Source organism: Mesorhizobium sp. ES1-1, assembly GCF_020164785.1.
Classification (GTDB): Bacteria; Pseudomonadota; Alphaproteobacteria; order Rhizobiales; family Rhizobiaceae; genus Mesorhizobium.
On sequence record NZ_JAIUGX010000005.1, the window covers coordinates 82,337 to 107,140 of the forward strand.

General features: G+C 62.6%; 27 protein-coding genes. 16 read left to right on the forward strand and 11 right to left on the reverse strand.

Translation table 11 applies throughout. From position 1 onward, the window contains the following. Nucleotides 1–11 precede the first annotated feature (11 nt). From LB513_RS10540 to LB513_RS10550, 3 genes are all read right to left on the reverse strand, one after another. Nucleotides 12–1,865, reverse strand: a complete 1,854-nt coding sequence (locus LB513_RS10540) for a heavy metal translocating P-type ATPase (RefSeq protein ID WP_224663432.1) — start codon at nucleotides 1,863–1,865, stop codon at nucleotides 12–14. Between the two features lie 97 nt (nucleotides 1,866–1,962). Beyond that, nucleotides 1,963–2,409, reverse strand: a complete 447-nt coding sequence (locus LB513_RS10545; protein WP_224663433.1) for a pyridoxamine 5'-phosphate oxidase family protein — start codon at nucleotides 2,407–2,409, stop codon at nucleotides 1,963–1,965. Nucleotides 2,410–2,624: 215 nt separating this feature from the next. Then, complete coding sequence (locus tag LB513_RS10550) at nucleotides 2,625–3,059, reverse strand: DUF2267 domain-containing protein (RefSeq protein WP_224663434.1); 435 nt, start codon at nucleotides 3,057–3,059, stop codon at nucleotides 2,625–2,627. 353 nt (nucleotides 3,060–3,412) lie between these two features. On the opposite strand from LB513_RS10550, the gene LB513_RS10555 reads away from it, so the two are divergent. Further along, a complete protein-coding gene (locus LB513_RS10555; RefSeq protein WP_224663435.1) occupies nucleotides 3,413–4,225 on the forward strand; it encodes a universal stress protein in 813 nt (270 codons plus the stop codon). Further along, nucleotides 4,225–6,867, forward strand: a complete 2,643-nt coding sequence (gene mgtA / locus LB513_RS10560) for a magnesium-translocating P-type ATPase (RefSeq protein ID WP_224663436.1) — start codon at nucleotides 4,225–4,227, stop codon at nucleotides 6,865–6,867. Before LB513_RS10555 ends, mgtA begins: the two co-directional genes overlap by 1 nt. Nucleotides 6,868–6,955: 88 nt before the next feature. On the opposite strand, the gene LB513_RS10565 is transcribed toward mgtA, so the two are convergent. Both LB513_RS10565 and LB513_RS10570 read right to left on the reverse strand, forming a co-directional pair. Next, complete coding sequence (locus LB513_RS10565; RefSeq protein WP_224663437.1) at nucleotides 6,956–7,423, reverse strand: DUF2231 domain-containing protein; 468 nt, start codon at nucleotides 7,421–7,423, stop codon at nucleotides 6,956–6,958. 121 nt (nucleotides 7,424–7,544) lie between these two features. Then, complete coding sequence (locus LB513_RS10570; protein ID WP_224663438.1) at nucleotides 7,545–7,817, reverse strand: hypothetical protein; 273 nt, start codon at nucleotides 7,815–7,817, stop codon at nucleotides 7,545–7,547. A gap of 126 nt (nucleotides 7,818–7,943) precedes the next feature. On the opposite strand from LB513_RS10570, the gene LB513_RS10575 reads away from it, so the two are divergent. The 3 genes from LB513_RS10575 (at nucleotide 7,944) to LB513_RS10585 (ending at nucleotide 10,278) form a co-directional block, all read left to right on the forward strand. Beyond that, nucleotides 7,944–8,270 carry a PepSY domain-containing protein gene (locus LB513_RS10575; RefSeq protein WP_224663439.1) on the forward strand — a complete coding sequence of 109 codons (327 nt, stop codon included), beginning with the start codon at nucleotides 7,944–7,946 and terminating at the stop codon, nucleotides 8,268–8,270. Beyond that, nucleotides 8,270–8,935, forward strand: coding sequence for a response regulator transcription factor (locus LB513_RS10580; RefSeq protein WP_224663440.1), 666 nt, complete (start codon nucleotides 8,270–8,272; stop codon nucleotides 8,933–8,935). Before LB513_RS10575 ends, LB513_RS10580 begins: the two co-directional genes overlap by 1 nt. 80 nt (nucleotides 8,936–9,015) lie before the next feature. Next, on the forward strand, nucleotides 9,016–10,278 hold the full coding sequence (locus LB513_RS10585; protein WP_224663441.1) for a sensor histidine kinase: 1,263 nt from the start codon (nucleotides 9,016–9,018) through the stop codon (nucleotides 10,276–10,278). 7 nt (nucleotides 10,279–10,285) lie between these two features. Here LB513_RS10585 and LB513_RS10590 read toward each other — a convergent pair whose 3' ends face one another. The 4 genes from LB513_RS10590 to LB513_RS10605 are packed head-to-tail and all read right to left on the reverse strand — an operon-like array spanning nucleotide 10,286 to nucleotide 13,285. Next, nucleotides 10,286–10,945, reverse strand: a complete 660-nt coding sequence (locus tag LB513_RS10590) for an FAD-dependent oxidoreductase (protein WP_224663442.1) — start codon at nucleotides 10,943–10,945, stop codon at nucleotides 10,286–10,288. Beyond that, nucleotides 10,887–11,795, reverse strand: a complete 909-nt coding sequence (locus tag LB513_RS10595; RefSeq protein ID WP_224663675.1) for an RnfABCDGE type electron transport complex subunit D — start codon at nucleotides 11,793–11,795, stop codon at nucleotides 10,887–10,889. Before LB513_RS10595 ends, LB513_RS10590 begins: the two co-directional genes overlap by 59 nt. Beyond that, nucleotides 11,677–12,510: an FAD:protein FMN transferase gene (locus LB513_RS10600; RefSeq protein WP_263482058.1), complete on the reverse strand. Its 834-nt coding sequence runs from the start codon at nucleotides 12,508–12,510 to the stop codon at nucleotides 11,677–11,679. Before LB513_RS10600 ends, LB513_RS10595 begins: the two co-directional genes overlap by 119 nt. A 31-nt stretch (nucleotides 12,511–12,541) precedes the next feature. Beyond that, complete coding sequence (locus LB513_RS10605) at nucleotides 12,542–13,285, reverse strand: FMN-binding protein (RefSeq protein WP_224663444.1); 744 nt, start codon at nucleotides 13,283–13,285, stop codon at nucleotides 12,542–12,544. Nucleotides 13,286–13,495: 210 nt separating this feature from the next. Between LB513_RS10605 and LB513_RS10610 the strand changes: the two genes are divergently transcribed. From LB513_RS10610 to LB513_RS10655, 10 genes are all read left to right on the forward strand, one after another. Beyond that, nucleotides 13,496–14,014 (forward strand): cytochrome b, encoded by a 519-nt coding sequence (locus LB513_RS10610; protein ID WP_224663445.1) that lies wholly within the window; start codon nucleotides 13,496–13,498, stop codon nucleotides 14,012–14,014. A gap of 4 nt (nucleotides 14,015–14,018) precedes the next feature. Next, the gene (locus LB513_RS10615; protein ID WP_224663446.1) at nucleotides 14,019–14,714 is read left to right on the forward strand and encodes a VIT family protein; all 696 of its coding nucleotides are present in this window, start codon (nucleotides 14,019–14,021) and stop codon (nucleotides 14,712–14,714) included. A 152-nt stretch (nucleotides 14,715–14,866) separates the two neighbouring features. Continuing rightward, nucleotides 14,867–15,649, forward strand: coding sequence for an ABC transporter ATP-binding protein (locus LB513_RS10620; RefSeq protein ID WP_224663676.1), 783 nt, complete (start codon nucleotides 14,867–14,869; stop codon nucleotides 15,647–15,649). Continuing rightward, entirely contained in the window at nucleotides 15,636–16,367 is a 732-nt protein-coding gene (locus LB513_RS10625; RefSeq protein ID WP_224663447.1) for an ABC transporter ATP-binding protein, read from the forward strand. Before LB513_RS10620 ends, LB513_RS10625 begins: the two co-directional genes overlap by 14 nt. Next, nucleotides 16,364–17,266 carry a branched-chain amino acid ABC transporter permease gene (locus tag LB513_RS10630; RefSeq protein ID WP_224663448.1) on the forward strand — a complete coding sequence of 301 codons (903 nt, stop codon included), beginning with the start codon at nucleotides 16,364–16,366 and terminating at the stop codon, nucleotides 17,264–17,266. The genes LB513_RS10625 and LB513_RS10630 overlap by 4 nt, the downstream gene beginning before the upstream one ends. Beyond that, on the forward strand, nucleotides 17,263–18,312 hold the full coding sequence (locus tag LB513_RS10635; protein ID WP_224663449.1) for a branched-chain amino acid ABC transporter permease: 1,050 nt from the start codon (nucleotides 17,263–17,265) through the stop codon (nucleotides 18,310–18,312). The genes LB513_RS10630 and LB513_RS10635 overlap by 4 nt, the downstream gene beginning before the upstream one ends. Beyond that, complete coding sequence (locus tag LB513_RS10640; protein ID WP_224663450.1) at nucleotides 18,309–19,487, forward strand: ABC transporter substrate-binding protein; 1,179 nt, start codon at nucleotides 18,309–18,311, stop codon at nucleotides 19,485–19,487. The genes LB513_RS10635 and LB513_RS10640 overlap by 4 nt, the downstream gene beginning before the upstream one ends. Nucleotides 19,488–19,489: 2 nt before the next feature. Further along, nucleotides 19,490–20,248: a cyclase family protein gene (locus LB513_RS10645; RefSeq protein ID WP_224663451.1), complete on the forward strand. Its 759-nt coding sequence runs from the start codon at nucleotides 19,490–19,492 to the stop codon at nucleotides 20,246–20,248. A gap of 63 nt (nucleotides 20,249–20,311) precedes the next feature. Further along, the gene (locus tag LB513_RS10650) at nucleotides 20,312–21,568 is read left to right on the forward strand and encodes a cysteine desulfurase-like protein (RefSeq protein WP_224663452.1); all 1,257 of its coding nucleotides are present in this window, start codon (nucleotides 20,312–20,314) and stop codon (nucleotides 21,566–21,568) included. A 1-nt stretch (nucleotide 21,569) separates the two neighbouring features. Further along, complete coding sequence (locus tag LB513_RS10655; RefSeq protein ID WP_224663453.1) at nucleotides 21,570–22,151, forward strand: cupin domain-containing protein; 582 nt, start codon at nucleotides 21,570–21,572, stop codon at nucleotides 22,149–22,151. A gap of 46 nt (nucleotides 22,152–22,197) precedes the next feature. Here LB513_RS10655 and LB513_RS10660 read toward each other — a convergent pair whose 3' ends face one another. Further along, complete coding sequence (locus LB513_RS10660; protein ID WP_411962697.1) at nucleotides 22,198–23,028, reverse strand: GNAT family N-acetyltransferase; 831 nt, start codon at nucleotides 23,026–23,028, stop codon at nucleotides 22,198–22,200. Between the two features lie 165 nt (nucleotides 23,029–23,193). Continuing rightward, a complete protein-coding gene (locus tag LB513_RS10665) occupies nucleotides 23,194–23,910 on the reverse strand; it encodes a hypothetical protein (RefSeq protein ID WP_224663455.1) in 717 nt (238 codons plus the stop codon). 147 nt (nucleotides 23,911–24,057) lie between these two features. Between LB513_RS10665 and LB513_RS10670 the strand changes: the two genes are divergently transcribed. Beyond that, complete coding sequence (locus LB513_RS10670; RefSeq protein ID WP_224663456.1) at nucleotides 24,058–24,756, forward strand: TIGR00730 family Rossman fold protein; 699 nt, start codon at nucleotides 24,058–24,060, stop codon at nucleotides 24,754–24,756. The last annotated feature ends 48 nt before the right edge of the window (nucleotides 24,757–24,804 follow it).

Sequence of the window (24,804 nt, forward strand, 5' to 3'; positions counted from 1 at the left end):
GTTGTCGTCCACTATGCGCCCCCTGGATGTCGATCGCCAAGGGCGCGCAATGCGTTCAGGATGACGGCCACGTCAATTGCCTCTTGAAGCAGCGCCCCGGCAACGGGGGAAATCTGTCCCATGGCCGCTGCAATCATGGCCAGACCCGACAGCGCCAGCCCGGCAATGATGCTCTGCAAAGCGATTGCCCGCGTTCGCCGCGCAATCGCAACCGCTTCGGCCACGGGCTCCAGCCTGTCGGCCAGAACGATGACGTCCGCCGCCTCGGACGAGGCGGTCGCCCCGCGCGCGCCCATGGCGACGCCGACCGTCGCGGCGGCAAGGGCGGGTGCATCGTTGATGCCGTCCCCGACCATCATTGTCGGGGCCAGGGCTTTCTCGGCTTCGACCATCGCGACTTTTTCGGCGGGGGTTGCATCGGCGACAACGGCGTCGAGGTCCAGCAAGACGGACATGCGCGCAGCCGCCGCGCCGTCGTCGCCCGTAAGCATGACCATGCGCGCGATGCCAGCCAGGCGTAGCCTGGCCAGCGCATCACGCGCATCGACCCGCAGCGCATCGCCGAAAGTAAATATGCCGGCCAGTCGGCCATCGAGCGCGACAAAAACCCTGAGCACCGGCTCATCCCGGTATCTTTCCTCGCCGCTTTTCGCCCAGTCGGGCAGGGGGCCGTCGGCGAGCACGAGCGCCCGCGATCCGGCGGCGACCGCCATGGTCTCGACCCGACCCTTCACGCCGGCGCCGCGATGCTCGCGGACATCGCGCGGATGCGAAAGCACCAGCTGCCTGGCGCGCGCCGCCCGGATGATCGCGTCGGCGAGCACATGGTGCGATGCCTGTTCCAGGGATGCCAGGAACTGCAGCAGTTGGTCCTCGTCGCGGCCGGGCGCGGCTTCGATTTCGATGAGCTCGGCGCCACCGATCGTCAATGTCCCCGTCTTGTCGAAGATCGCGGTGCGGACCTGCGCAAGAGCTTCCAGCGCCGCGCTGCCCTTCATCAGGATGCCGGCGCGGGCGGCACGCGAGACACCGCCGATGAAGGCGACGGGAGCAGCGAGGATGAGCGGGCAGGGCGTCGCGACGACCAGCACGGCAAGCGCCCGGATCGGATCGCCGGAAACATACCAGGCGGCGCCGGCAACCAGCAGGGTGGCTGGCAGAAGGAAGAGGGCAAAGCGATCGGCCATGCGGATGAAGGGGGATTTTGCGGTCTGGGCCGCAGCCACCATGCGCACGATCGCTGCATAGGTGCTCTGTTCCGCGACGGCCGAAGCCCGCATGGCGAAGGACTCTCCCGCGTTGAGCGTGCCGCTGCGCAGCACGTCGCCCACGCCGCGCCGCTCCGGCAGCGGCTCGCCGCTCACCGCCGACTCGTCCAGAGAAGCCGTTTCATCGAGCAGGATGCCGTCGACCGGGAGCAGTTCCCCGGCCAGGACCAGGAGCTCGTCACCGACCGCGACGTCTTCGACGGAAATCGTCTCGATCCCGAGCTTTGAGGCTCGATGCGCGACACGCGGCGACCGGTCGGTGAGGGCCTTGAGATTACGCTCGGCACGGCCGCGGGCAAAGTCCTCGAGCACGGTACCGCCGGCATACATGATGGCGACCACCACTGCCGCCAGCGGTTGGCCAAGCAGAAGCGCGGCCGACATCGACACCAGCGCAATTGCATCGACGCCGAAGCGGCCGATCCAGAAGTCACGCAGGATCGAAACGGCGAGCGCGCCGACGACCGGCAAGGTCGCCAACGTCCAAATTGTATCAGCCTCAAGAGGGCCGTTCCCGGTTCGCCAGACCCCGAGGCCGACGGCCAGGCCCAGGATGGCGATGACCAGCAATGCGCGTCGCAAGGTGGACTCGGTCATGCGATGCCTTTTGATTTGATCGATGCGCGCCAATTACGCCGACGCCGACGGGCGCATCGAACGCCGGCAACATTTCTCGCGAGACTTGAGGAGGCGACTACTCGCTTGCTTCCCGTCCGGACACCTGGTCGATCAGGATCCGGAAGAATACATGCGGTGCACTGTCGGCCGTCGGAGGAACGACCGGCTTGAGTGCGCCGGGTTCCCACCAGTCGCTGTGCTTGCTCAAGACAGCCCAGGCGTGATCGCGCTCGAGCTTGTGGCCGATACGATCAGGCAGTTCTTCGTAGCGGCCATCGACGACGACGCTTCTCCATCCTCGCCCTTGGCCACGTTCGTCCACCTGGACGCAGACCAGCGGATTATCCCGCATCCATTCGATCTTCTTGCCCGGCATGGAGAACGCGTAGAGGTGATTATCCGAATGGGCATAGTGCAAAGGCACCACGTAGGGTTGCCCGTTCTTTGCGCATGCCAGATGGCCAACGCGGTTGGCCGAGAGCAGTTTGGTGGATTCCAACGCAGAAAGCGTGCGGATCAGCATGAAGTGATCTCCTTTTCTTCAGGACTTTTGAGCCGGGCCGGAAACGTGCCGCGCCGGCTAAGGCAGACCGCGCGGCGTCGGAGAGTCCTCGCCACCTTCGCGGCGACAGGAGTCCAATCGCGCAGCAATGCCAGCAAGACGGGCCGATGCAGCCGAGGCTTGCTCAGCTCTATGCCAAGCTTCTTGCCAGCGTCTTCCCGGTGGCGGAACATCGGTCAATCCACCGGCCACAATCTTCGAAGCGACTTCTTCATCGAGTTCCTGACCTGCACGATTTCGCCGTGCGAGATATGGCGGTCGAGAAGCTTGAAAACCGCAGTGATCGCGACATCGAAATCGACTTCGTCATCATAGCCGAAACTAGTCCTGACGCTGAGGACAAAATCACTTTTCTTGCGCTCGCACACAGCCACCGATGGGTTCCAGCCTTCGAAGTAGATGCCACGGATCAGAACAGGCAGTTGCGCCGAGAGGTCGGCCGTTTCGGCTAGCGGCAGCCAGTCTCGCACCGTATGCAGAACCGACCTCAGGAGCCGGCACGCGCTCGGTTCGCTCCAGCAGAGCTCCTTGGCAAGCTCGTTGACCCACTGTTGCGCCTGCTGGGCAGCGTGGGTGAAGCCGGCGAAGGAGGTATGGGACATCTGGCTCATGACGTGCTCCTTGAGGTTGTCGTCTCCATCGTCAGACGTTTCAGGCATCCGCGCATTGCGCCGGATCAATCGGCACACCCAGCGTTGCGCTATCTCAATTCGAGATGAGACTTGCTTTGGAGTACCGAGCGCGTGACGAACCGGGAGGCGGCCGCATCCAGGGCTTTTGATCGCGCCTCGACGGCATGGCGTGCCAGGATGTGGCTCCGCCGCAGAATGCCCTCGAGCAAACAGGAGGCGAGCTCTCTCGAAGGCGGCCCGCAATCGGCGCGTGTTTGACCGGCATCAAGGCGTCGAGCGCCGGCAGGTGCACTCTATCAACCATTCGACCGCATCAGCGAAAGGCGCCAACTATGTCCTACAAGTCAATTATCGTGAACCTTGCCGTCGATGCGCCTCCGGCGGCCATGGTGAAATTGGGGATCGAGCTGGCGGAGCGGTTTGGCGCCCGTCTTATCGGTCTGGCAGCAGCGGATGTCCCACCCCTGGTCGCGACGGGGGACGGCATGGTCTACGAAGGCGAGATCATGCAGATGCAGCGCACGGAAATCGAAAAACGGCTCGCCGAATTGCGTGCCGAGTTCGAGGGGCTGGTTCCGGCGTCAATCGTGAGCGAATGGGGGCAAGCCGTGTGCAGCCCAACCCGTTTCCTCAGCGTTTCGGCCCGAGCCGCCGATCTTATCATTACCGGCAGCGAGAAAGGGGAAAATGTCTTTCGCGCGGCGGATATTGGCAGCCTGGTACTCGGCGCCGGCCGGCCGGTCCTGGTCGCCGGCAGCAATGTCGAACATGTCAGGGCGAAAACCGTTCTTGTTGCCTGGAAGGACACCAGGGAGGCGCGACGGGCGATCGCCGATGCATTGCCTTTCCTGGCCATAGCCAACGAGGTCGTCGTCGCTACGATAGATACGGACAGCGACGAGAGCATTCGTGACAGCCTTGCCGATGTCGCGGTTTTTCTCGAACATCACGGTATCAGGGCACGAACCGAACTGATCGCCGGCGAAGCCGACGGCGACCGGTTGCTGAGATTTGCTCGGTCAATCCATGCGGATCTGATCGTCTCCGGCGCCTATGGCCACAGCCGGTTGCGAGAATGGGCGTTTGGAGGCGTCACCCGCACGCTCATCGATGAGAGCGGCATCAGCCGCTTGATGTCGTATTAATGATTGGCGAAGCCGACCAGGAACTCGCCTCGCCGGGGGATGGTGCCTATTGGTCGATCGAGACCAAGGACCTCGTGCTGCGCCTTGGTAGCTCGGCCTCGGGGCTTGCTGCGTCGGAAGCGGCATCAAGGCTCGTGAAATTCGGTCGAAACACACCGGCGTCCACGTCAAGCGCTTCGGCCTTGGCAGTGTTTGCCCGCCAGTTCCGAAGCCCGCTGGTCCTGATCCTCATTTTCGCGGCCGGCGTGTCGGCTTTCGTCGGGGAAGGCCAGGAGGCGGCGATCATCGGCGCGATCGTGCTGGCAAGTTGCGTCCTGAGCTTCACCCAGGAATATGGCGCCTCGCGTGCGACAGAAGCACTGAAGCAGCGGATTTCACGCAAGGCCATTGTGTTGCGAGATGGCACCGAGTGCTCGGTTGCTGCCGGAGACATCGTCCCGGGCGACGTGATCAGGCTTTCGGCCGGAAATCTCATCCCCGCCGACGGTATCATCCTGGAGGCGCGCGACTTCAATGTCAGCGAGGCGGTGCTGACCGGCGAAACATTTCCGGTCGTGAAGGCGCCGGGGCGGTCGGCACCGGACGCCTCGCTCACTCTGCGCAACAACGCGGTCTTTACGGGAACATCCGTCCGTAGCGGCACTGCAACCGTGCTCGCGGCAGCAACCGGCGCCCGCACCGAATTCGCATCGATCGCCGCGGCCTTGGAGCGAACGGTTCCCGAAACGGGATTTGCACGGGGGATAAGACAGTTCGGCTATCTGATGACCGAGATCATGCTGGCGATTGTCATCCTGGTGTTCTTCGCCAATCTGATGCTCCATCGCCCGCTGATCGAATCGCTGTTGTTTTCGCTGGCATTGGCTGTTGGTCTGACGCCGGAACTTCTTCCGGCCATCATCAGCGTGACGCTGGCGAGGGGGGCTCGCGCGATGGCTGCCAATGGCGTCATCGTACGCCGTCTCGATGCCATCGAAAATCTGGGCAGCATGGACCTTCTATGCACCGACAAGACCGGCACGCTGACGGAAGGCGTCGTTCGTCTCGATGCAGGGCTCGACGCCGACGGCAATGCGTCAAGCGATATCCTGCTGTGGGCGCGTCTCAACGCGACCCTGCAGACAGGACTGACGAACCCCCTGGACGAAGCAATCGCCAGTGCGCCGGGCGAGGGCGCATCATTGGCGGCCTTCACGAAAGTCGACGAAATCCCCTATGATTTCATTCGCAAGCGGCTATCCGTTGTCGTGGGGACCAAGGACGCCCAGGACCTTCTCATTACCAAAGGCGCGGTCCAAAATGTGCTCGAGACCTGTAGCTTCGTGCGAACGGCCAAGGGGCAAGCACCCCTCGATGAAACGCACCGTGCGGCAATCGACGAAAAATTCCGCAGCTGGAGCGCGCAAGGCTACCGCGTGCTGGGGCTGGCGACGCGCCGGTTTGAAAGCCGGAAAACGTTCAGCCGTAAAGACGAGATCGATCTCACCTTCGCGGGGTTCCTGCTTTTCCTCGACCCGCCAAAGGATGGCGTCCGGGAGACGCTTGCAGCGCTCGCCCGCCGTGGCGTCGCGGTAAAGGTCATTTCAGGCGACAACCGTTACGTCGTCACACATCTCGCGCAGGCGATCGGCTTGCGCGCTGACAGGATCATGACCGGCGAGGATTTGTCGAAGCTGACCAAGAGCGCGCTCTTCGCAGCCGTCCAGCACACCGACCTCTTCGTGGAGATCGACCCCAACCAGAAGGAGCGCATCATTCAGGCCCTGCGGAGCAGGGGCCATGTCGTCGGCTACCTCGGCGATGGAATCAATGATGCCCCGGCCCTCCATGAGGCCGACATCGGCATCTCTGTGGACAGCGCCGTCGATGTCGCGCGCGAAGCGGCTGATATCATCCTTCTCAAGCCGGATCTGGGCGTTCTGGTGCGCGGCGTCGATGATGGCCGCAAGACATACGCCAATACGATGAAATACATCTCGATCACCACAAGCGCCAATTTCGGCAACATGACCAGCATGGCGGTGGCCTCGCTATTCCTGCCTTTCCTGCCGCTTCTGGCGGCGCAGATCCTGCTTAACAATTTTCTTTCCGACGTTCCTTCGCTCGCCATTGCGACCGACAATGTGGATGCGGATCAGTTGCGCCGGCCGCACCACTGGGACATCCGCTTTGTGCGGCGGTTCATGGTCAGCTTTGGTCTGGTGAGCTCGCTGTTCGACTTCGCGACCTTCGCGTTCCTGCTCTTTTTCGCGCACGCAACCGCGGCCGCATTCCAGACCGGCTGGTTCGTCGAATCGTTGCTCACAGAGCTTGCCATTGTGCTCATCGTGCGTACGCACAGGGCTTTCTGGACGAGCCGTCCGAGCCCGTTGCTTGCCTGGCTTACGCTGGGGATCGGGATTGTCGCGATCATGATCCCTTACCTGCCTTTCGCGGCCTTGTTCGGCTTCGTGCCTTTGCCGCTGCCCGTTCTTGCCGGACTCGTCGCGATCACCACGCTCTATCTGTTGGCCTCGGAGCTGACCAAACGCTGGTTCTTCGATCATCAGAGCGGACGCTCGCATCGATCGAAAGCAGGGCGGTTCGCCGCCGCTAGAACCGTAGCCCGGCCGATGCATGCCCAAAGAACCGCTCATGAGTGAAAGTTCGGGCAAGGCAATAAATGCAGCCATACGGCCCGTCGCGGGCCGTCGACAGGCCCGACGACGGCGCGCAAGTCAATCCGGCAGATTAGCCGCCCACAGCCGCCCTGGAGACGTTGACGCCGAGATCGTAGACCAGGAGGCCGCCGTAGTATGCTGTAGTGGTCACGAGAACCGCCCCTGCGATTTCGATCATTGGAACCGCAATAGAAGCTGGCCCCAGCTCGCGATTGCGGACCCAAAGGGCAAGCCTGACGACACCCCAAATCAGAAAGGCGACGGCCGTAATGCCGCCAAGACTCTCGTGAATCTCCGCTATCTCGCTGCTGAAGCCGGCCGCTTCGGCATGATCGAGTGCGAGTCCGCCAAAGAACCAGGTTGCAATGGCGAAGGCCCCCGCGGCGAGCGCGACAAAGGTCGAAATCGTCCCGGCGCCAGAACGCCTTGTTACCGCCTGGCCGCGGGCGAGCGCCACAACGTCGATCACCGCCAGTGCGTAGATGAGGACGATGGGAAAATGCACGAGCATGGGATGAATATGCTGGATTGGTATCATGATAGGAATCTCCGTAGGTCAGGCGAAAAGCACGCGGCCTTGCAGGACGGGGCGTTCGGTTGGTGGGCGGCGTCCGCAACGCCGCGGCTTGGATGAAAGTCGCGAACAGCGGTTTGAGGGCTTAGTCGTCGTCTTCAAGAGCGTCGCCGTCGTCCTCGCCGCTGAATGCGGCTGCGCCGAGGACGTGGCCGTCACGGCACTCGTCATCGCCAACACGTTTGATGGCCTTTGAGGTGGCCGGGTTCCGCATCGGGATGGCCTCGAGGTCGATGGGCCCGGAAGGCGCTGCGGAGGAGGGCGCTTCGCACAACCCCTCGTCGGATTCGGCAGCGGCGGGGACGCCAAAGCTCGCCAGGCCGGCGAGTACGGCTAGCAGAAGCATGGAAATGCGCATGGCCTCGTATCCTTCTCGGCGCGGCCATGATTGGACGCGACGACGCTGATAGAGGACCTTTGCTTGCTGGCGGCTGAGGACGATTGACAGCAGATTGAAAGCTTCGACGTGCAACATGCACCCTTCATGAGAGCGATTCTAAAGCGCCTGGCGATAGCTGGCCTGGCCGGGCTTGTCCTGCTCGAGCCACTCGCCGCGCGCGCCGACGTGGACGATGACGGCGACCATGACCGGGCGCGCGATCTGTACGAGCATGGCGAAATCAAAGGCCTTGCCGACATACTGGATCTCGTCCGAGCCAAAGCTCCCGGCGACATAGTTGCGGTCGATCTCATCCGCAAAGCCGACAGATGGGTCTACCAGTTTCAGGTCGTCGGTGCCGATGGCCGGCGGAGGACAGTCGAGGTCGATGCCGGTGCCGGTGTCATCATGCGCGATGGCGAGGGCGACTGATGAAGATCCTTCTCGCCGAGGACGAGCCCCGCATCGCCGCCGATATTGCAACTGTCCTCAGAGCATCTGGAATGGCGGTCGATGTCGTACAGGACGGTGAGGCTGCCTGGTTCGCTGGCGATGTCGAGACTTATGACGCCGCGATTCTGGATCTCGGATTGCCCAAGCTCGACGGCCTGACGATCTTGAAGCGCTGGCGGGCCAATGCGCGCCGGTTTCCGGTTCTCATCCTCACCGCAAGGGGGACGTGGACGGAGCGCGTCGACGGCATCAATTCCGGCGCGGACGACTATCTTCCCAAGCCTTTTGAAATGGAAGAGCTGCTCGCCCGGTTACGGGCAATCCTGCGGCGTTCAGCCGGGCAGTCGGCGCCCGTATTGAAGTCCGGGCCGTTGCTTCTGGATACGCGCCAGATGCGTGTTTCGCTCCGGGGCGTTCCCATTTCTCTTTCGCCGCTGGAATACCGGCTGGTGGCGTTTCTGATGCATCACGCCGGTCGAGTGGTGGCGCCTACCGAACTTGCCGAACATTTGTACGATTCGGGGAACGACCGCGATCCCAACGCGATCGAGGTCATCGTTGCGCGGCTGCGACGCAAGCTCGGCAGCGATATCATCGAAACGCGGCGCGGCTTCGGGTATCTGATGCAAGATGACGGCGCCTGATGGGCAACTCGATCCGCTTCAGGCTGTGGCTGGCGGCGGCGATCTCGATTCTTGTCGCGCTCGCCATAGCCGGCGCCGCCTTGCGTTACCTGTTCGAACTTCACGTCGAGCGGCGTGTCGTGGGCGAGTTGACGGTCGACCTCAATGAGTTGATCGGAGCAACAAGCTTCACAAGCGACGGTCAGATGGTGGTAGCCCCGGTGCTCACAGACCCCCGCTTCGCCAATCCGCTGTCCGGTTACTACTGGCAGGTCGAAGACATCGCCTCCGGCGGTGTCGAGCGCTCACGATCCTTGTGGGACGCGAAGCTGGCCCTTCCTGCTCGCAGCGTAAGTGGCGAGCTGCGCACGGTCGAGGAGTTCATCGGCCCCGGCGGAGAACTCAGTATTGCGGTCGAGCGTACAATCATCGACGCCGGAGGTCGCTCCTTTCGCGCGGTCGTGGCGGAAAATCATCGAACCGTCGAGGTTTCTGTAAGCGAATATGTTCGTGACCTTGCCCCAGCCCTTCTGATGCTCGCTGTGGCTCTCATGGCTGCGTTTTTCATCCAGATCACCATCGGTCTTGCGCCGTTGGAGACCTTGCGGATCGCCGTCGGAAGCGTGATCGCACAGCGAGCGGCACGGCTTGATGTGGTGGCGCCAAAAGAGGTGCAGCCGCTCGCGGACGAAATCAACCGTCTTCTCGATGCCCAGGAGAAGGCTCTGGCCCGAGCCCGTTCGCGCGCGACCGATCTGGCGCATGGCCTCAAGACGCCGCTGCAAGTGCTGTCGGCCGACATCCGTGCCTTGCGCAAGAAGGGGGAGACGGATCTCGCCGACGAGATCGAGAAGAGCGCCGGCGCGATCCGGCGCCATGTCGAGCGGGAGCTCGCGCGCGCCCGCCTCGCACCAGGCGTCTCGGGTAAGGCCTCGTGTCTTGTGTCCAATGTCGCTTCTGGCGTCGTTGCAGTCGTCCAGCGGACGCCAAGCGGCAAGGAGCTTTCGTTCAAGCTGGATGTCGCCCAAGATCTGACCGCGCCAATCGACGAAGGGGATTTGTCGGAGATTCTCGGCAATCTGGTCGAGAACGCCGCGCGCTATGCAAGATCGTCAGTCCATATCCGTGCATACACCGGCTGGGACGAGGTCACCGTCAGTGTCGCTGATGACGGACCAGGGATACCGGATGCCGATCGGGCGTCGGCCCTTTCACGTGGTGTCCAGCTTGACAGCAAGGGAGGCAGTAGTGGCCTCGGCCTGGCCATCGTTTCGGAGATCGTCGAGGCTTATGGCGGACGCCTTGCCATGGCGAACGCGGATCCGGGTCTGATCGTGACTATTTCCTTGCTGCGGCACGGTTGAACGGGCTTCATGCAAAACCCGGGAAATAGTCGACCTTTATCTTCGAGCGGCGAATGCCCATGGCGCGCAGCTTCCGGCGCAGCGCCTTGACCATCGCCTGCGGGCCGGAAATGTAGAAGGTCCGCTCGAGGTAGTCGGGTATGACCAGACGTATCAGCCGCTCGTCGATATAGCCGGGATATTGCCCGCGCTCACCCCCTCGCGCCACAGCATGGATGGTCTTGATTCCAAGTTCCTGCCTGGCGGCGTCAAGCATGTCGCGATAGGCGATGTCCTGCTGGCCCTCGGTTCCATAGAGGATGACGATCGGTCGCCGCTCCTTGCGGTCTAGGAGATATTGCAGCATCGACCGGAACGGTGTGATGCCGATGCCTCCGGCCAGGAAAGCGACCTTGGTTTCACGCCGGGCAGGGAGAGTGAAATTGCCGGCCAGTTGCGCGGCGTGAATGGTGCTGCCTGGCTTCATGGTCATCAATCCGCGCTTGAAGGCACTCGATCGTGGGTAGAACTTGACCCCCAGGCGCACCGTTTCCTCCGTCGGCGCCGAGGCGACCGTGAAATAGCGGCGGTTGCCGCGATTGTCGGCACGATCAAGGCCAAGCGTCCATTCAAGATACTGGCCGGCCTCGAAGGCGAGCTTGCGCGGTGGAGCTGAAGACGAAGTCAAAGCTGTCGACGGCGGATTGCTCGATGCGCTCGAGAGTCAGCACGAAGCGTCCCTTGGGGCCTGCCGCATAGGCAAACAGGTTGCCGGCAAGCAGCGCCAGTTCCGGTGTGAAATAGAACGAGCCGATATGGATGTTGGGAGCAAACAGAAAGCCGATGATGGCGGCAAAGGCGATGCGCGGCCATCGCATAGTCGGTGCCGTCAGCGGCTCGGTCAGCATCACAAAGGCAAAGAACAGCAGAGGCGACGAAGCCAGGGTCTCAACAAACGCCGTCGAGTACTGCGACGGATCGGTGGTTGCCAGGATGGTGGTCAGCGCCGCGACAACGAAGGTGGACACAAGATCAAGGCGGCGCAATTTCCGCACGATCAGGATGCCTCCAACGAGCACAAGCGGAAGCAAGGGCAGATTGCCCCCAACCCACCATGTGGCAGGTTGGTCGAGCAGCAGAGCGCATAGCGCCACGCCCAGCGCGGCCGGATTGAAAAGGTGCTTCCGGCGGACGGCGAGAATGAATTTGGACGATATCGCCCAGACGGACGTGAATGCCACCGCCGCGATTCCCCTGATGTCCGTGGTGGCCACCGGATCAAGGATAAGCGCCAAAATGAGCGCGGTGATATAGACGGACTCGTTGTTGGCCGGGACGGCAAAGATCCGCTCAAAGACCTTGTTCGTCATCCAGCAGACCGCCAGCGACAGGGCCGTCGTGAAGGCAAGCGCAATCGGGTCATGTGGCACCAGCTTGACGAAGCCGAGAACGAACGCCGCGCCGATCAGCGCCATCAGATAATAGAGGATCAGCCTGTACATCGTCAGCTGATCGAGGAATCGGTCGATGGTCTTGATCATTGCAGGCAGAGGGCTCCGAACCCGGTTGTCGGTGTGGCGCGGCATTGGCGTCGATGAGATAGCCCTCGAGACCAGGCGTCTGCTCTATGAAGAAAATGCCATCCCGCCCCATGGCGAAGGCCGCGGTGGCGAAACGATCGGCCTCGAGCACATCGGCGCCTATGACGGTTAGGCTGACGATGTCCTGGATGGGACTGCCGATCCCATTCGGGTTGTAGATGTGTTGACCGCGGACATAAGTTCCGGAGGTCGCCACTCCGCGACCGCGGGGACAGACGATCTTTACGATCTCGTCGGCGTTGAAGGGATTGCGGATGCCGACACTCCAGTCATGGCCCGAAGCGTTCTTGCCGCAGGACTGGACGTCGCCCCCCGCCTCGATGAAGAAATCGCGGATGCCGGCACGCTGAACGATGGCTGCCGCGTTGCGGATGGCCCAACCCTTGACGATGCCGGAAGGATCGAGCGACCCGTCCGGCTTGCGAATATCGAAATAACCGTCCGTCTCGTCTTTCGTCCGCCATGCCAGAGCAAGCACTTCGTTCATCTCGCCGCTCCAGCCGACGACGGGAACGTCGCCGCGGTTGATGGCCATGATCTCGCTGTCGGCCCGGTATGTGCTGAAGCGCCGGTCGATATGATCGAAATAGCCGAAGACTGTCTCGACCAGCTCACCGTTCGACACGCCGCCGACGTCAACGGTAATGGGCATGCCCATCAAAATGCGCGTTTCGCGCATGGATCTACGACGACGCTTTCTTCAGCGCGCCGCGCAGCGACTGAATGAAAGCCCGGCTGGTCAGCGTCGCCCCCGAAATAATATCGACATTGGCGCTCTGGGCGCTGATCGCTTCGTCGCGCAGCATGGGGAGCGCCTGCCTGTTGATGCTGATGGAGGTGCGGCGATCCGATGGATATTTCAGCACTTTCAGTGCCCTGAGCTGCCTGCCCTGGACGAGGGCCTGAATTTGAATGATGCCGTAGTAGGCGTCGGCCGTGGGGCCGGTGTAGATGCCATCGGCATAGCCCGGTGCGGCAACCTTCATACCCGCGGGGACAAGATGTGCGGGCGCACCCGGATATGCCGGCCTCGGCTGCGGAACAGGTATGTAGACGGCTGGGGTCACGGCGAATGTAGGGATTGATGGCCTAGGACCCGCAACAGCCGGCGCCACTGGCTGCTCCGCTGGTGCTGGCGGCGTTTGTGGCGCCACCCCTACCGCTGTCTGTTTGACCGGATCATTTGGCCGATTGGCTGCGATCGATTTGCCCGCAGTCGTTTCCTTGGCGATGGGGTATCTCGTTGTGAACTGGGGTGAGGGCGGCGGCAAGGTCCGGAACATCGACGTGGCATAGGCAGGCACCTTTGTCGCGTCTGCCGGCGATGCCGAACCAGGCACATCGTCGGCTTGCCGTTCGCCGGCCTGATCCCAGACATAGGCGCCGGAAGCTGCGATCACCAAAAGTGACAAGGCAATCTGTTTCATCGGATTGGGTTTCCACATTGAACCTTGCTGAGATGACCCATCTGGGTCGCTTGGGATGCAATGTCCCACGAACCGGCTGACAACTGGCTGTCAGCCAGATCGCTCAGCGCCGACATGTGAAAGCCCGAGGGGACGGCAAACCTGATTGTCCCAGATCAAGGTTGTCGCATAAGCGGCAAGCTAGGAAGGTTCTCGAACGAGAGACCGCCGATGACTGTTGCCATCGAGCCAGCCGGATACACCGGAACCCAGGTCGTGCTGCATTGGGCAATCGCGGCGCTGGTCGTCCTGCAGCTTGCAGTCGGTGAGGATATCAAGCCGGCTTACCGGGCGTTCTCGCGCGCCACCGAACCCGCATCGGACGACATCTTCAATGCGAATATTCACGTCTATGTCGGTCTGGCCGTCCTGGTGCTGGGAATTTGGCGGATTGCGGTCCGCCTCTCACGTGGCGTGCCGGCGCCGCCGCCCTATGAAAACTTCCTGTTAAAGCGGATTGGCGCCGCCGCTCATTTCCTGCTGTATCTTTTCATTTTCGGGATGCCGATCACCGGGGCGTTGGTATGGTATTTCGGCGTTCGAGCATTGGGTGAGATCCACGAACTCGCCAAGCCGCTGATTATCATTGTCGTTGGCCTCCATGCCGCCGCGGCGCTGTGGCAACATTTCTACGTGAAATCGGATGTGCTGGTCAGGATGGTGCGGCCCACCGGACGGCGCGCGCGGTGATGTCATGAGCCGCCTGCACAGTGAAAACCATCTCGTATCCCGTGTTGGCTGGCTGCGCGCCGCCGTGCTGGGCGCCAATGACGGCATCGTTTCGACGGCGAGCCTGATCATTGGTGTGGCGGCAGCCAATGCCGCGGCCTCCAACGTCCTGGTGGCCGGTGTTGCCGGATTGGTCGCCGGTGCGATGTCGATGGCAGCCGGCGAATATGTTTCGGTCAGCTCGCAGTCCGATACAGAACTAGCCGATCTGGCCCGTGAGAAGGCGGAACTGGCGACGCAGCCAGATCTCGAGCGACAAGAATTTGCGGAGATCTATGTCAAGCGTGGCCTGGAGCCGGCGCTGGCTTTGCAGGTCGCCGACCAACTGATGGCGAAGGACGCGCTTGGGGCCTACGCGCGTGACGAACTCGGTATTTCGGAGCTGGCCACCGCCAGGCCAATCCAGGCCGCGCTGACCTCTGCGGCTGCATTTTCGGTTGGCGCGGCCATGCCATTGGCGATGGTGCTTGTCTCGCCGGCGGCCTGGCTCGCCGTAACGGTGTCTGTTGCCTCGCTCCTGTTCCTGGCGGTTCTGGGCGCCGTCGGGGCAAAAGCCGGCGGCGCCAACGTTTTGAGGGCGACCGTTCGCGTCACCTTCTGGGGAGCCCTCGCAATGGCGCTGACAGCCGGTATCGGCGCCATCGTTGGTGCTGATATCTGACGATCCGTGGATTTTCATTCACGTGCGCGCCATGACCGAGTCATCAATCTTTCCTTCCAGGAATAAGACTTGACATCGCAATCGTTCGATTGTCCATTCGACCTTGGACAGGGCCATTGGGGGGCTCGGCCGACAGGGGAACAAGCCGGCGCGTGGACAGACCAGTACCGAGCAAATTACTGTTGAGGACTGCGGGGCTGACGAAGGCCTTCCGAGGGCTGGTTGCGCTTCGCGATCATGCGATAGAATTGAACGAGGGCGAAATCGTCGGCGTGATCGGGCCGAACGGTTCGGGCAAGAGCACGCTCTTCAACCTCATCACCGGTTTTACCCAGCCAAACTCAGGCAGCATCGAGATGAAGGGGCTGCCCATCGCCGGGATGCGCACGTCGCAGATCGTTGCGATGGGCATCGCACGCACCTTCCAGGGATCGCGTCTGTTCGGCAGCCTCAGCGTCGCGCAGAACGTTCTGGCCGCAGCGCAGCTTCGTCATCCTGTCGGCACCGTCGACACGGTTATTCGCGGCCGGCGCTACCGCGAGCGTGTAGCCGCGACACGACAGAAAGCCGGTGAATTGCTTGACCTCATGGGGCTGACGGAACAGGCCGACAGGACCGCCGCCGATCTTCCCTACGGCGATCAGCGGCGACTTGAGATCGCGCGCGCATTGGCGACCGGCCCGGAACTGCTGCTTCTCGACGAACCTGCCGCCGGGCTCGATTCCAATGAGACCAAGATGCTGGCAGCACTCATCCGGACGATCCGCGACCGCTACGGCGTGACTGTCGTGGTCGTGGAGCACGACATGGATCTGATCATGACTTTGTGCGAGCGCATCCAGGTTCTGGCCGCTGGCGAGGTCATCTGCGTCGGCACCCCGGAACAGGTACGCGAACACCCTAAAGTGCGGGAGGCGTATCTTGGACACGCCTAGCACGCCCCTGCTTCAGGTCGAGGATCTGCAAGTCAATTTTGGCGCGGTGCGGGCGCTGAAGAGTATTTCGCTCGATGTGCATGCCGGCGAAGTCGTGGCGCTGGTGGGCGCCAATGGCGCTGGAAAGAGCACCACGCTGCGCACCATTTCGGGCCTGTCCCGTCCGCGCGGCGGCAGGATCAGCTTTAACGGCAAATCGATCGCCGGCATGGCGCCGGCCAAGATCGTCCGGCTGGGCATTGCTCAATGTCCGGAAGGAAGGCGCCTGTTCGGCGGGCTGACGGTGGCAGACAATCTGCGGCTCGGCGCCTGCACGCGCACCGACAAGGACGCAGTCGCCGCCGATAGCGAGCGGATGTTCGGTTTGTTCCCCATCCTCAAACAACGGCTGAAGCAGCTGGCAGGCACGCTTTCGGGCGGCGAACAGCAGCAGCTTGCGCTCGCCCGGGCATTGATGGCGGCGCCAAGGCTTCTGCTGCTGGACGAGCCGTCGCTCGGCGTCGCACCGCTGCTGGTGCGGCACATCTTCAGCGCGCTGGCGGAGCTGAAGCTTCAGGGCATGACCATGCTGCTGGTCGAGCAGAACATCAAGCTAGCCTTGGATCTGGCCGACCGCGCCTATGTGCTGCGCACCGGTCAGGTGGCCCTATCGGGCCTGTCGGCGGAACTGCGCGACAGCGAGCGCGTAGCGCAGGCATATCTCGGGGCGGCGACATGACCCAGCTGGACTATATGCTGCAGCAGATTGTCAACGCGGTGAGCCTTGGCAGCCTATACGCCCTCGTGGCGGTGGGTCTCTCGATCGTCTTCGGCGTCCTCAAGCTTACCAATTTCGCGCATGGCGACGTGATGATGGTCGGCGCCTTCGGGGTCGCGCTGCTGGTCGGGATCGGGGTTCCTTTCCCGGTCGCCGTAATCTGCGGTATCGCAGCGGCCGCCGTCGCCGGCTTCCTTATCGAGCGTATCGCTTACCGTCCGATCCGCGACGCCCCGGACGTAGCACGGCTGCTGACCAGTCTTGCCGTCACCTACATCATCGAGAATGTCGGCATCCTGGTTTTCACGTCGTCGCCGCGCAACTTCCCGCTTCCAGCCTTTCTCAACACGTCATGGGAACTGTCGAACGGCGCCATAACCTTCACCAGCATCAACCTGCTGACCATTGCCCTGACTTTCGTGTCGCTGCTCCTGCTCGGCTGGTTCATCACCCGCACCACGACCGGCCTCGGCATGCGCGCGGCGGCCGAGGACATGTCGGCGGCGCAGCTTGTCGGGCTCGACGTGAACCGGCTGATAATCGTCGCCTTCATCGTTGCTTCCGCCTATGCCGGCCTCGCCGGCATCCTTTGGGCTGCGCAAGCCGGCGTCGTGCAGCCGCAGATGGGGTTCACACCGCTTCTCAAGGCCTTCGTCGCAGCGATCATCGGCGGCTTCGGGTCGATCGCCGGGGCGCTGGTCGGCGGCTACATTCTCGGCGCATTGGAGATCTTCATCGTGGCGTTCCTGCCGAGCAGCATCTCGTCCTATCGCGACGCCATCGTCTTCGCCGTGCTGATAGCCTTCCTTCTGGTCCGGCCGGGCGGATTGCTGCAGCCAAACCGGGAGATCAAGCTGTGAGCCGGGAAGCGCGGATAAAGCTCTGCGTGCTCTTTGCCTTGGTGGCCGGGGCCGTGGTCGCTTTCGGTGCGCCGCATGTGCTCAGCGACTATTTCGTCCGTATCATCCTGTTGATCGCGCTCAATGCGATCTTGGTCCTGTCGCTATCGCTCAGCAACGGCTTCACCGGGGTGTTTTCGCTCGGCCATGTCGGCTTCATCGGCGCCGGTGCGTATATCTCGGGCATCCTGTCCATCCCGGTCCAGCAGAAGCTGGCGCTGCTGCCGCATCTCCCAGCTTTCCTGCATGCTTTCAGCCTGCCTTTTCTGCCAGCCACGCTGGTGGCGGGCGTTTTGACCGCGTTGCTCGCGGTGGTCGTCGGCTATCCCCTGATGCGCCTGTCCGGCTATTTCGTATCTGTGGCCACGATGGGCTTCCTGATCATCGTCAATGTGGTGCTGATCAACGCTTCGGACTTCACCCGCGGCGCCCGCACCTTTACCGGCGTGCCGCTGGAAACCACGCTGCCATGGGTGTTCGGCTGGCTGGCGATCACGCTCTTCGTCCTGGCGCGGCTGGTCTATTCGCCCTTCGGCCGCGCGATGAAGTCGGTGCGCGACGATACGATCGCGGCCAGCGCCGTCGGCATCGGCGTGTTGCGAACGCGGCTGATCGCGTTTGTCATCGGCGCTTTTTTCGCGGGCGTCGGAGGGTCGCTCTACGCACATTACCTGGGCTCGTTTTCGCCCAACACGTTCTATTTCTCGCTGACGATGAGCCTCATCACCATGCTGGTGCTCGGCGGGATGGGCTCGCTGTCCGGGGCTCTGGTCGGTGTCGTCTGCGTTTCGCTCCTGTCGGAGGTTCTGCGGTCGGTCGAGCGCGGTTTCACGATCGGCGAGTTCTCGGTCCCGGCCCTCTTTGGCGCCAGTCAGATCGTGCTCGGCTTCATCTTCATTCTAATCATGATCTTCCGGCCGAAGGGGATCATGGGGGAACGCGAATTCACGTTCGGGTTAACTCAAAGATCGGCAGTGGTGAACCAGACAGAGGAACGAAAACGATGATCAAACTCACTCGACGCGGTACCATCGGCCTGGGCCTGGGCGCACTTTTCGCCATCGCCTCAGCCAGCACGGCTCTCGCTGCCGACACAATCAAGATCGGCTATCCCGCAAACCTGACCGGAATCCAGGCGTCTCTCGACGGTCCCATGCTGAACGGCGCCAAGCTGGCGGCCAGCGAGATCAACGCCGCAGGCGGCGTGCTGGGCAAGCAGATCGAACTGGTAACTTACGATTCCAAGAGCGATTCGACGACTATCTCCACCGTTGCCAGCCAGCTGATCGACAGCGACAAAGTCGTCGGGATCGTCGGCTTTGCCGATTCCGATTCGGTGCTGGCCATCGGGCCGCAGGTTCAGACGGCGCAGATCCCATTCATCACGCCCGGCGCGACTTCGCCCAAACTGCCCAGCCAGCTCGGCAACGAGATCTTCCTCGCCGCCTTCGGCGATAACGTCCAGGCTGCTGTCGGCGCCGAGTTCGCGCTCAACAAGCTGAACGGCAAGACCGCCTATCTGCTGACCGACATCGGCACCGAATACACGACCTTGCTGTCGGACTATTTCGTCACCGCCTATGAGCATGGCGGTGGAAAGATCCTGGAACGCGACACCTACAAGATCGGCGACAAGACCTTTACCGCCCAGATCGCCAAGCTCAAGGCGCTATCGCCGCAGCCCGACTTCATCTACGCCTCGTCGAATGCCGAGGAGATCGGCCTGATCCTGAAGCAGCTGCGCCAGGCAGGCATCAACCTGCCGGTCGTCGGCGGCGACGGCTATGACACGCCGCTGCTGCTCCAGGTTGGCGGCGACGCGGCCAAGGACACTTATTTTACGACCCATGCCTATATCGGCGAGGGCGCTAGCCCGAAGGTTCAGGCCTTTATCGACGCCTATACGAAATCGGTCGGCAACGCTCCGGAGAATGCCTTCGCTGCGCTGGGCTACGATTCGATCAAGCTGATGGCTGACGCGATCAAGCGCGCCGGCGCGCCCGATCCGGCCAAGATTCGTGACGCACTTGCCGCCACATCCGGGCTGGACGGCGTTACGGGCACGATCACTTACCGGCCTGGCGTCTCGGTTCCGGACAAGTCGGTCTCCGTCATCGGCGTCAAGGACGGCAAGCTGATGCTCGCCAGCGAAGCAGCGCCCAGCTTCGTCGCGGAGCCGTGATCTTGTCGGGCCAAGGCTCGCTTTGGGACATCTACAGGTCGCGGCTATCCGCCGCGACCTTCACCGATCTGACGCATGCTTTTCGCCCCGGGCAGCCGAAATTCCCGAGCTTCCCGGACGAGCAGCGCAATACGGTGCTCGACCATTCGAAGGGCGACTCGTTTCAGGTCCACCATTATGCCTTCGTCGGCCAATGGGGTACGCATGTCGACCCACCGGTGCATTTCATCGATGGCGGCCGCACGCTCGACGAACTACCCGTTTCGGAGATGCTCCTGCCGCTCGTTATTCTCGACATTAGCGAGAGGGTCGCCGCCGATCCGGACGCAACGCCGACACTGGACGATATCGCCGCCTGGGAGGCCCGAAACGGTCGCATACCTGAAAAATGCTTTGTTGCGCTACGCACCGGCTGGTGGCCGCGCTGGCCGGACATTGCAAAGTTCGAGAACAGGTCCTCGGACGGCGTCTCGCATACGCCGGGCTGGTCGAAGCCGGTGCTGGAAGAACTGATCGAGCGTCGCGGCGTCACCGCCATCGGTCACGAGGGCATCGACACCGACCCCGGCGTCGCGACGTCGGCTGGCGATGGCAGCCTGGAATATTACGTGCTCTCGCGCGATTGCTGGCAAATCGAGCTGCTTGCCAATCTCGACAAGCTGCCTGAAGCGGGAGCGCTGATCGTCGCAAGCTGGCCGAAGCCGAAGGGGGGATCGGGCTTTCCGGCGCGCGCTTTCGCGATTCACGAGGCGGCCAGCTAACGCTTGGGAATGGTCGGCGGCCGTGGCTCACGGGCCGCGCCGACGGTCGGGGAGGAATGAAAGATGGATATAGACACGGTTCGCGCTGCCTTTCCGGCCATGGCGAAAGGCGCAAGGTCGGCGAACTGGATCTTCTTCGACAATCCGGCGGGGACCCAGATGGCTGGCCGGTCGATCGAGCGCATGACCCGCGCCATGATCGACACCAACGCCAATCTCGGCGGCTATTTCGAAACGTCGGTCGCCGCGCAGGCCATGGTCGACGACGCCCACCAGGCGATGGCGGATTTCTTGAACGCCGCCGATCGGCGCGAGGTCATTTTCGGTCAGAACATGACGACGCTGACCTTCGCGGTGTCGCGCGCCATCGGCCGCGATCTGAAGGCAGGCGACGCAATCGTGCTGACGCGCATGGACCACGACGCCAACGTCGCGCCGTGGCTCATGCTGGCCGAGGACCGTGGGCTGGAGGTGCGCTGGATCGATTTCGACCCGAAAACCTTCGAACTTGACCTCAGTCATTTGGAGACGACGATCGACGAGAAGGTGCGTCTGGTCGCGGTCGGCTATGCCAGCAACGTCACAGGCACGATCAACGATGTGAAGAGGATCGCCGCGCGCGCCCGCCAGATTGGTGCGCTGAGCTATATCGATGCGGTGCAATTCGCGCCGCATCGGGTGATCGACGTCCAGGATCTCGGCTGCGATTTCCTGGTTTGTTCGGCCTACAAATTCTTCGGGCCGCATCATGGCGTGTTGTGGGGACGGTTCGATCTCCTGCAGGCGCTGACTGCCTATAAGGTGCGAGCCGCCTCGAACACGCCGCCAGGGAAATTCGAGACGGGGACGACGAGCCGCGAGGCGCTAGCCGGGGTGCTCGGCGCGGTCGAGCATTATGCCTGGCTTGGGCAGTCCTTTGGCAATATCCATCCCGACGCGACGCGCCGCGAGCGCATCGTGGCCGGGATCGAAGTCGCCGATCGCTACGAACGCGGTTTGACGGCGCGGCTGATTGCCGGACTATCCAAGATCGATGGCGTCTCCATTCAAGGCATTGTTGATCCGGGCGCGCAGGCCCGCCGCGTTCCGACCGTGTCGGTGACAATCGATGGCGTCGATCCTGCCGACGTCGCCAAAGCGATGGCGACGGAAGGCATCTTTCTCTGGCATGGGCACAATTACGGGCTGGAGCCGATCAGGCGGCTCGGGCTTGCCGAGCGCAATGGCGTCGTGCGCATCGGACTGGCGCATTACAACACCCAAGCGGAGGTCGATTTCCTCCTGGCGACGCTGGCGAACTGGCTGAAGACGCGGACCTGATTTGGACGACGGCATGAAAGCACCGAAGATCGGCGTGAAGCTGCGCCACGCAAGGCAGGTGCTCGGTCTCAGTCTGGAGGAGCTCGGCGCCCGCATCGGGCTGACCGAAGGTTATCTGTCCAAGATCGAAAACGACCGGGCAACACCTTCAATGGCTGCGCTGCACCGGCTGGTGCAGGCGCTGGGCATCAACATGAACGCCATGTTTGGTACCCTTCAGCACGATGCGTCGGAGGTCTTCGTGCTGCGCCGCAACGATCGCCAGCGCATGGAGACGGGCCACCGGCGATCGGGAAACCACGTCGTGCTCGAACAGCTCGTGCCGTCCGGCCCCGAATATCTGCTGCAGATCAATATCCATGTGATCGAGGTCGGCGGCGGCAGTCTGGAGCTCATCAGCCACAAGGGGCAGGAATTCGGCTATGTGCTGGAAGGTTCGCTCGAGTTGCTCGTCGAGACAAATGTGGTGGCGCTCGAGGCCGGCGACGCGTTCTATTTCAACTCCGAACTTGGCCACGGCTATCGCAACGCCGGTTCGGCAACCGTGCGGATACTTTGGGTGAACACGCCGCCTACATTCTGACGCGCCGCTGACTCGCTGACTGTGATGGCGGCCGACACAGTGCGTTTCAGCCCAGCTCCAGAGTGCCGACGGCGAAGACCCGCTCGGCTGCGATCGTTGGAGGCGGGCCAAAATACATTCGGGCGGTCTCGAAACCCGGGGACATCCCGCGCTCGGTCAGCTCGCTTGCCAACCCGGCCTGGGCCTCGGGCACATCAATGTGAGCCGGGCCTGAGCAGCGGTTCGCCAGAGCCGAGAATATGGCTTTGGCCGTATCGAGGTCGATTGCAGATAGCGGGCCGATCTTGAAACCTTCGCGGCATTGACGGGCGACGCCGTAGCCACGGACGGAGGTGCCGTCCATATCCACCAGCGCTATGTGCGGTGGGGCGGTCCAGCGTTCGAGGAAGGCTGGCCGGGTGGCCGGGAAGCAGGTTCGATCGAAGGCTTCGATCCAGGGCAGAAGGTCCGGCGTGATCGTCTTGAGGCTTGTCGGCCATGCCCCGGCCGGCTTCGGCGCGACCTCGCCGCTGAAGCGGACGGTGCGATACGCCGGCGCGAAGCCCATTCTGCGATAATTGGCCTGTTGGGCCGGGACGCCATCGAGGCCGATCGTCCTGCCCCCGAGCAGCGCCATGCCCGCGTCCCATACGGATTTGCCGATGCCCTTGCCGCGCATGTCCGGGCGGCAGATGTAGAGGCCGATGAAGCCGAAGTCGGCGTCGTAAGCGACGGCGGATATGCCGGCGACCATTTGGCCATCGACGACGGCGCCGATGAAGCCGTCCGGGTCGGCGGCCTGGAAGGCGGCAGCGTCGTGGAGGCCCGGATTCCAGCCTTGGTCGGCAGCCCAGTCGATAAGCGTTTCGATTTCAGCGAGCGATAGGGTCCGGATCATCGGATCACTTTGTGGCATCAGGCAATGCTGTGTCCAGAAGCAAAGCTCGCCAGGGCATCGGGCGGCGACGCATGGCCGCGCTCCGCTGGCCTGGTCGTAAGGCCGGCGCAATCAGCGCCTCCACCTGCCTCCAAAATGCCGGGTCTCCGACGCGTTGCGCGCGATTCACGATCGGATCACGCAGAGAGCCGCAAAGCATGCGTCATCAAGGAGGAACCCGAGATGACGCTCAACATCGACAAGTCGCTGAACGCGGCCGCAGGCAATAATCCGGCTCGTGGCCGAGCACTTTCTTTCATCGCCCCACGGATAAGCCTGCCAGCTGTGCGCAGGGTTCTGACGGATCGGATGTTTGGTCCGGGCGGCGCCTACAACATCGGAAATCTCCTTGGCCTCTGCCAGGGGGTAACTGTGCAGATCCTTGCATCCAGGGATCCGAACCAGCTTCCCTGGGCAGGTTCCCCGGCCGCCATAAGCCATTGCCTGACGGGCAATTTCGCCGCCATCGCAATGACCTCGGCTACGGCGATCTTCTTCGCCAGCGGCGAAGTCTACCATCGCGCCTGGAATGGACGTTCCAGACCCAGCGAAAACCTCAACCGCCTCGGCGATTTCCTGTCCGGCGTCGGCGCCGTTTTCCTTGGTGTTGCCCTGTTTGAACTTGGCCATCCGTTGCTGGCATTGACATCGGGCCTGCTTCATTCCGTTGGAAAATTCGGCAGTGCCTGCCACCGTCCGGGTGCCCGCATCCTCAGCTTGCCGGGCCAGAAGTTCGACCTGTTTCGCACCATGGTTCTTCTGAGCCGTCTGCCCGCACTGGTCGCTGCCGGAAACGACCTTCACGCCTCGCTGTTTCAGATCGGGAGCGGCGAGCAGCCGCATTGGTCCACCCCTGCCACTCTGTTTGCTTGTTACCTGCTGTGGTCCTGGGCCGACCTGCTTCTGTTCCGGTCGAGCCATCCTCGCGCCGCCCATGATCGCGCCGCGAGCTGACCCAACCTCACAATTCAAACTCAACGGAGAGACACCATGTTCGGATCATCATTCGACAATTCCGCGGAACAGATCGGCCGCTCCTACCCCTCGCAGCGCCGCATCGGCACCATCTGCGTCTTCGGCGGAGCCATGCTTGGCAACGACCCCGATCACGCCCGTTGCGCCACCGTTCTCGGCGAGGCGATCGCCGCGGCCGGCATCCGCCTTGTCTATGGCGGAGGCTGTGACGGCCTCATGGGCCAGGTCGCTATTGCCGCGGCGGAAACGGGTGGCACTGTCGTCGCCATTACGCCCCAGTTCCTGGTCGAGCGGATGAGGATGCTGTCACCGGGATGCCAGACGATTTCAGTTCCCGACATGAGTATTCGCAAGCAGCTCATGTTCGACTACGCGGATGCCTTTGTGGCGCTGCCCGGCGGCATCGGTACCGTTGAGGAACTGACCGAGGTCATGACGCTGCGCAAGCTGGAAAGGCACTGCAAGCCTTTGGTCCTGGCGAATTTCAAGGGTTTCTGGTCGCCACTTCTGAGCGTCTTCGAGAGCATGTCGGAAGCCGGCTTCATGAACTCGTCAACGCGATGCGGGCAGATGGTGTCGTCAACGCCGGAAGCCATTCTTCCCCTTCTTCAACGCAGCGTCAGTTTCGAGCAGAACGAAACGCCAAAGCCCGTCCTGCTGCCCACCATGCCCGTCTTGCGCAGATCGCACCTTGCGAGTGCCAGCCCGGCATAGGTCGAGAGCCGGGCAGGGCCGGCTTCCGGCGAATACGAATCCCTCGAC

Excerpts from the sequence above, each read along its gene's own strand:
- LB513_RS10540 (WP_224663432.1), bottom strand. The coding sequence starts at position 1,865 with ATGACCGAGTCCACCTTGCGACGCGCATTGCTGGTCATCGCCATCCTG.
- LB513_RS10545 (WP_224663433.1), bottom strand. The coding sequence starts at position 2,409 with ATGCTGATCCGCACGCTTTCTGCGTTGGAATCCACCAAACTGCTCTCG.
- LB513_RS10550 (WP_224663434.1), bottom strand. The coding sequence starts at position 3,059 with ATGAGCCAGATGTCCCATACCTCCTTCGCCGGCTTCACCCACGCTGCC.
- LB513_RS10555 (WP_224663435.1), top strand. The coding sequence starts at position 3,413 with ATGTCCTACAAGTCAATTATCGTGAACCTTGCCGTCGATGCGCCTCCG.
- mgtA (WP_224663436.1), top strand. The coding sequence starts at position 4,225 with ATGATTGGCGAAGCCGACCAGGAACTCGCCTCGCCGGGGGATGGTGCC.
- LB513_RS10565 (WP_224663437.1), bottom strand. The coding sequence starts at position 7,423 with ATGATACCAATCCAGCATATTCATCCCATGCTCGTGCATTTTCCCATC.
- LB513_RS10570 (WP_224663438.1), bottom strand. The coding sequence starts at position 7,817 with ATGCGCATTTCCATGCTTCTGCTAGCCGTACTCGCCGGCCTGGCGAGC.
- LB513_RS10575 (WP_224663439.1), top strand. The coding sequence starts at position 7,944 with ATGAGAGCGATTCTAAAGCGCCTGGCGATAGCTGGCCTGGCCGGGCTT.
- LB513_RS10580 (WP_224663440.1), top strand. The coding sequence starts at position 8,270 with ATGAAGATCCTTCTCGCCGAGGACGAGCCCCGCATCGCCGCCGATATT.
- LB513_RS10600 (WP_263482058.1), bottom strand. The coding sequence starts at position 12,510 with ATGCCCATTACCGTTGACGTCGGCGGCGTGTCGAACGGTGAGCTGGTC.
- LB513_RS10605 (WP_224663444.1), bottom strand. The coding sequence starts at position 13,285 with ATGAAACAGATTGCCTTGTCACTTTTGGTGATCGCAGCTTCCGGCGCC.
- LB513_RS10610 (WP_224663445.1), top strand. The coding sequence starts at position 13,496 with ATGACTGTTGCCATCGAGCCAGCCGGATACACCGGAACCCAGGTCGTG.
- LB513_RS10615 (WP_224663446.1), top strand. The coding sequence starts at position 14,019 with ATGAGCCGCCTGCACAGTGAAAACCATCTCGTATCCCGTGTTGGCTGG.
- LB513_RS10630 (WP_224663448.1), top strand. The coding sequence starts at position 16,364 with ATGACCCAGCTGGACTATATGCTGCAGCAGATTGTCAACGCGGTGAGC.
- LB513_RS10640 (WP_224663450.1), top strand. The coding sequence starts at position 18,309 with ATGATCAAACTCACTCGACGCGGTACCATCGGCCTGGGCCTGGGCGCA.
- LB513_RS10650 (WP_224663452.1), top strand. The coding sequence starts at position 20,312 with ATGGATATAGACACGGTTCGCGCTGCCTTTCCGGCCATGGCGAAAGGC.
- LB513_RS10660 (WP_411962697.1), bottom strand. The coding sequence starts at position 23,028 with ATGATCCGGACCCTATCGCTCGCTGAAATCGAAACGCTTATCGACTGG.
- LB513_RS10665 (WP_224663455.1), bottom strand. The coding sequence starts at position 23,910 with ATGCGGCTGCTCGCCGCTCCCGATCTGAAACAGCGAGGCGTGAAGGTC.
- LB513_RS10670 (WP_224663456.1), top strand. The coding sequence starts at position 24,058 with ATGTTCGGATCATCATTCGACAATTCCGCGGAACAGATCGGCCGCTCC.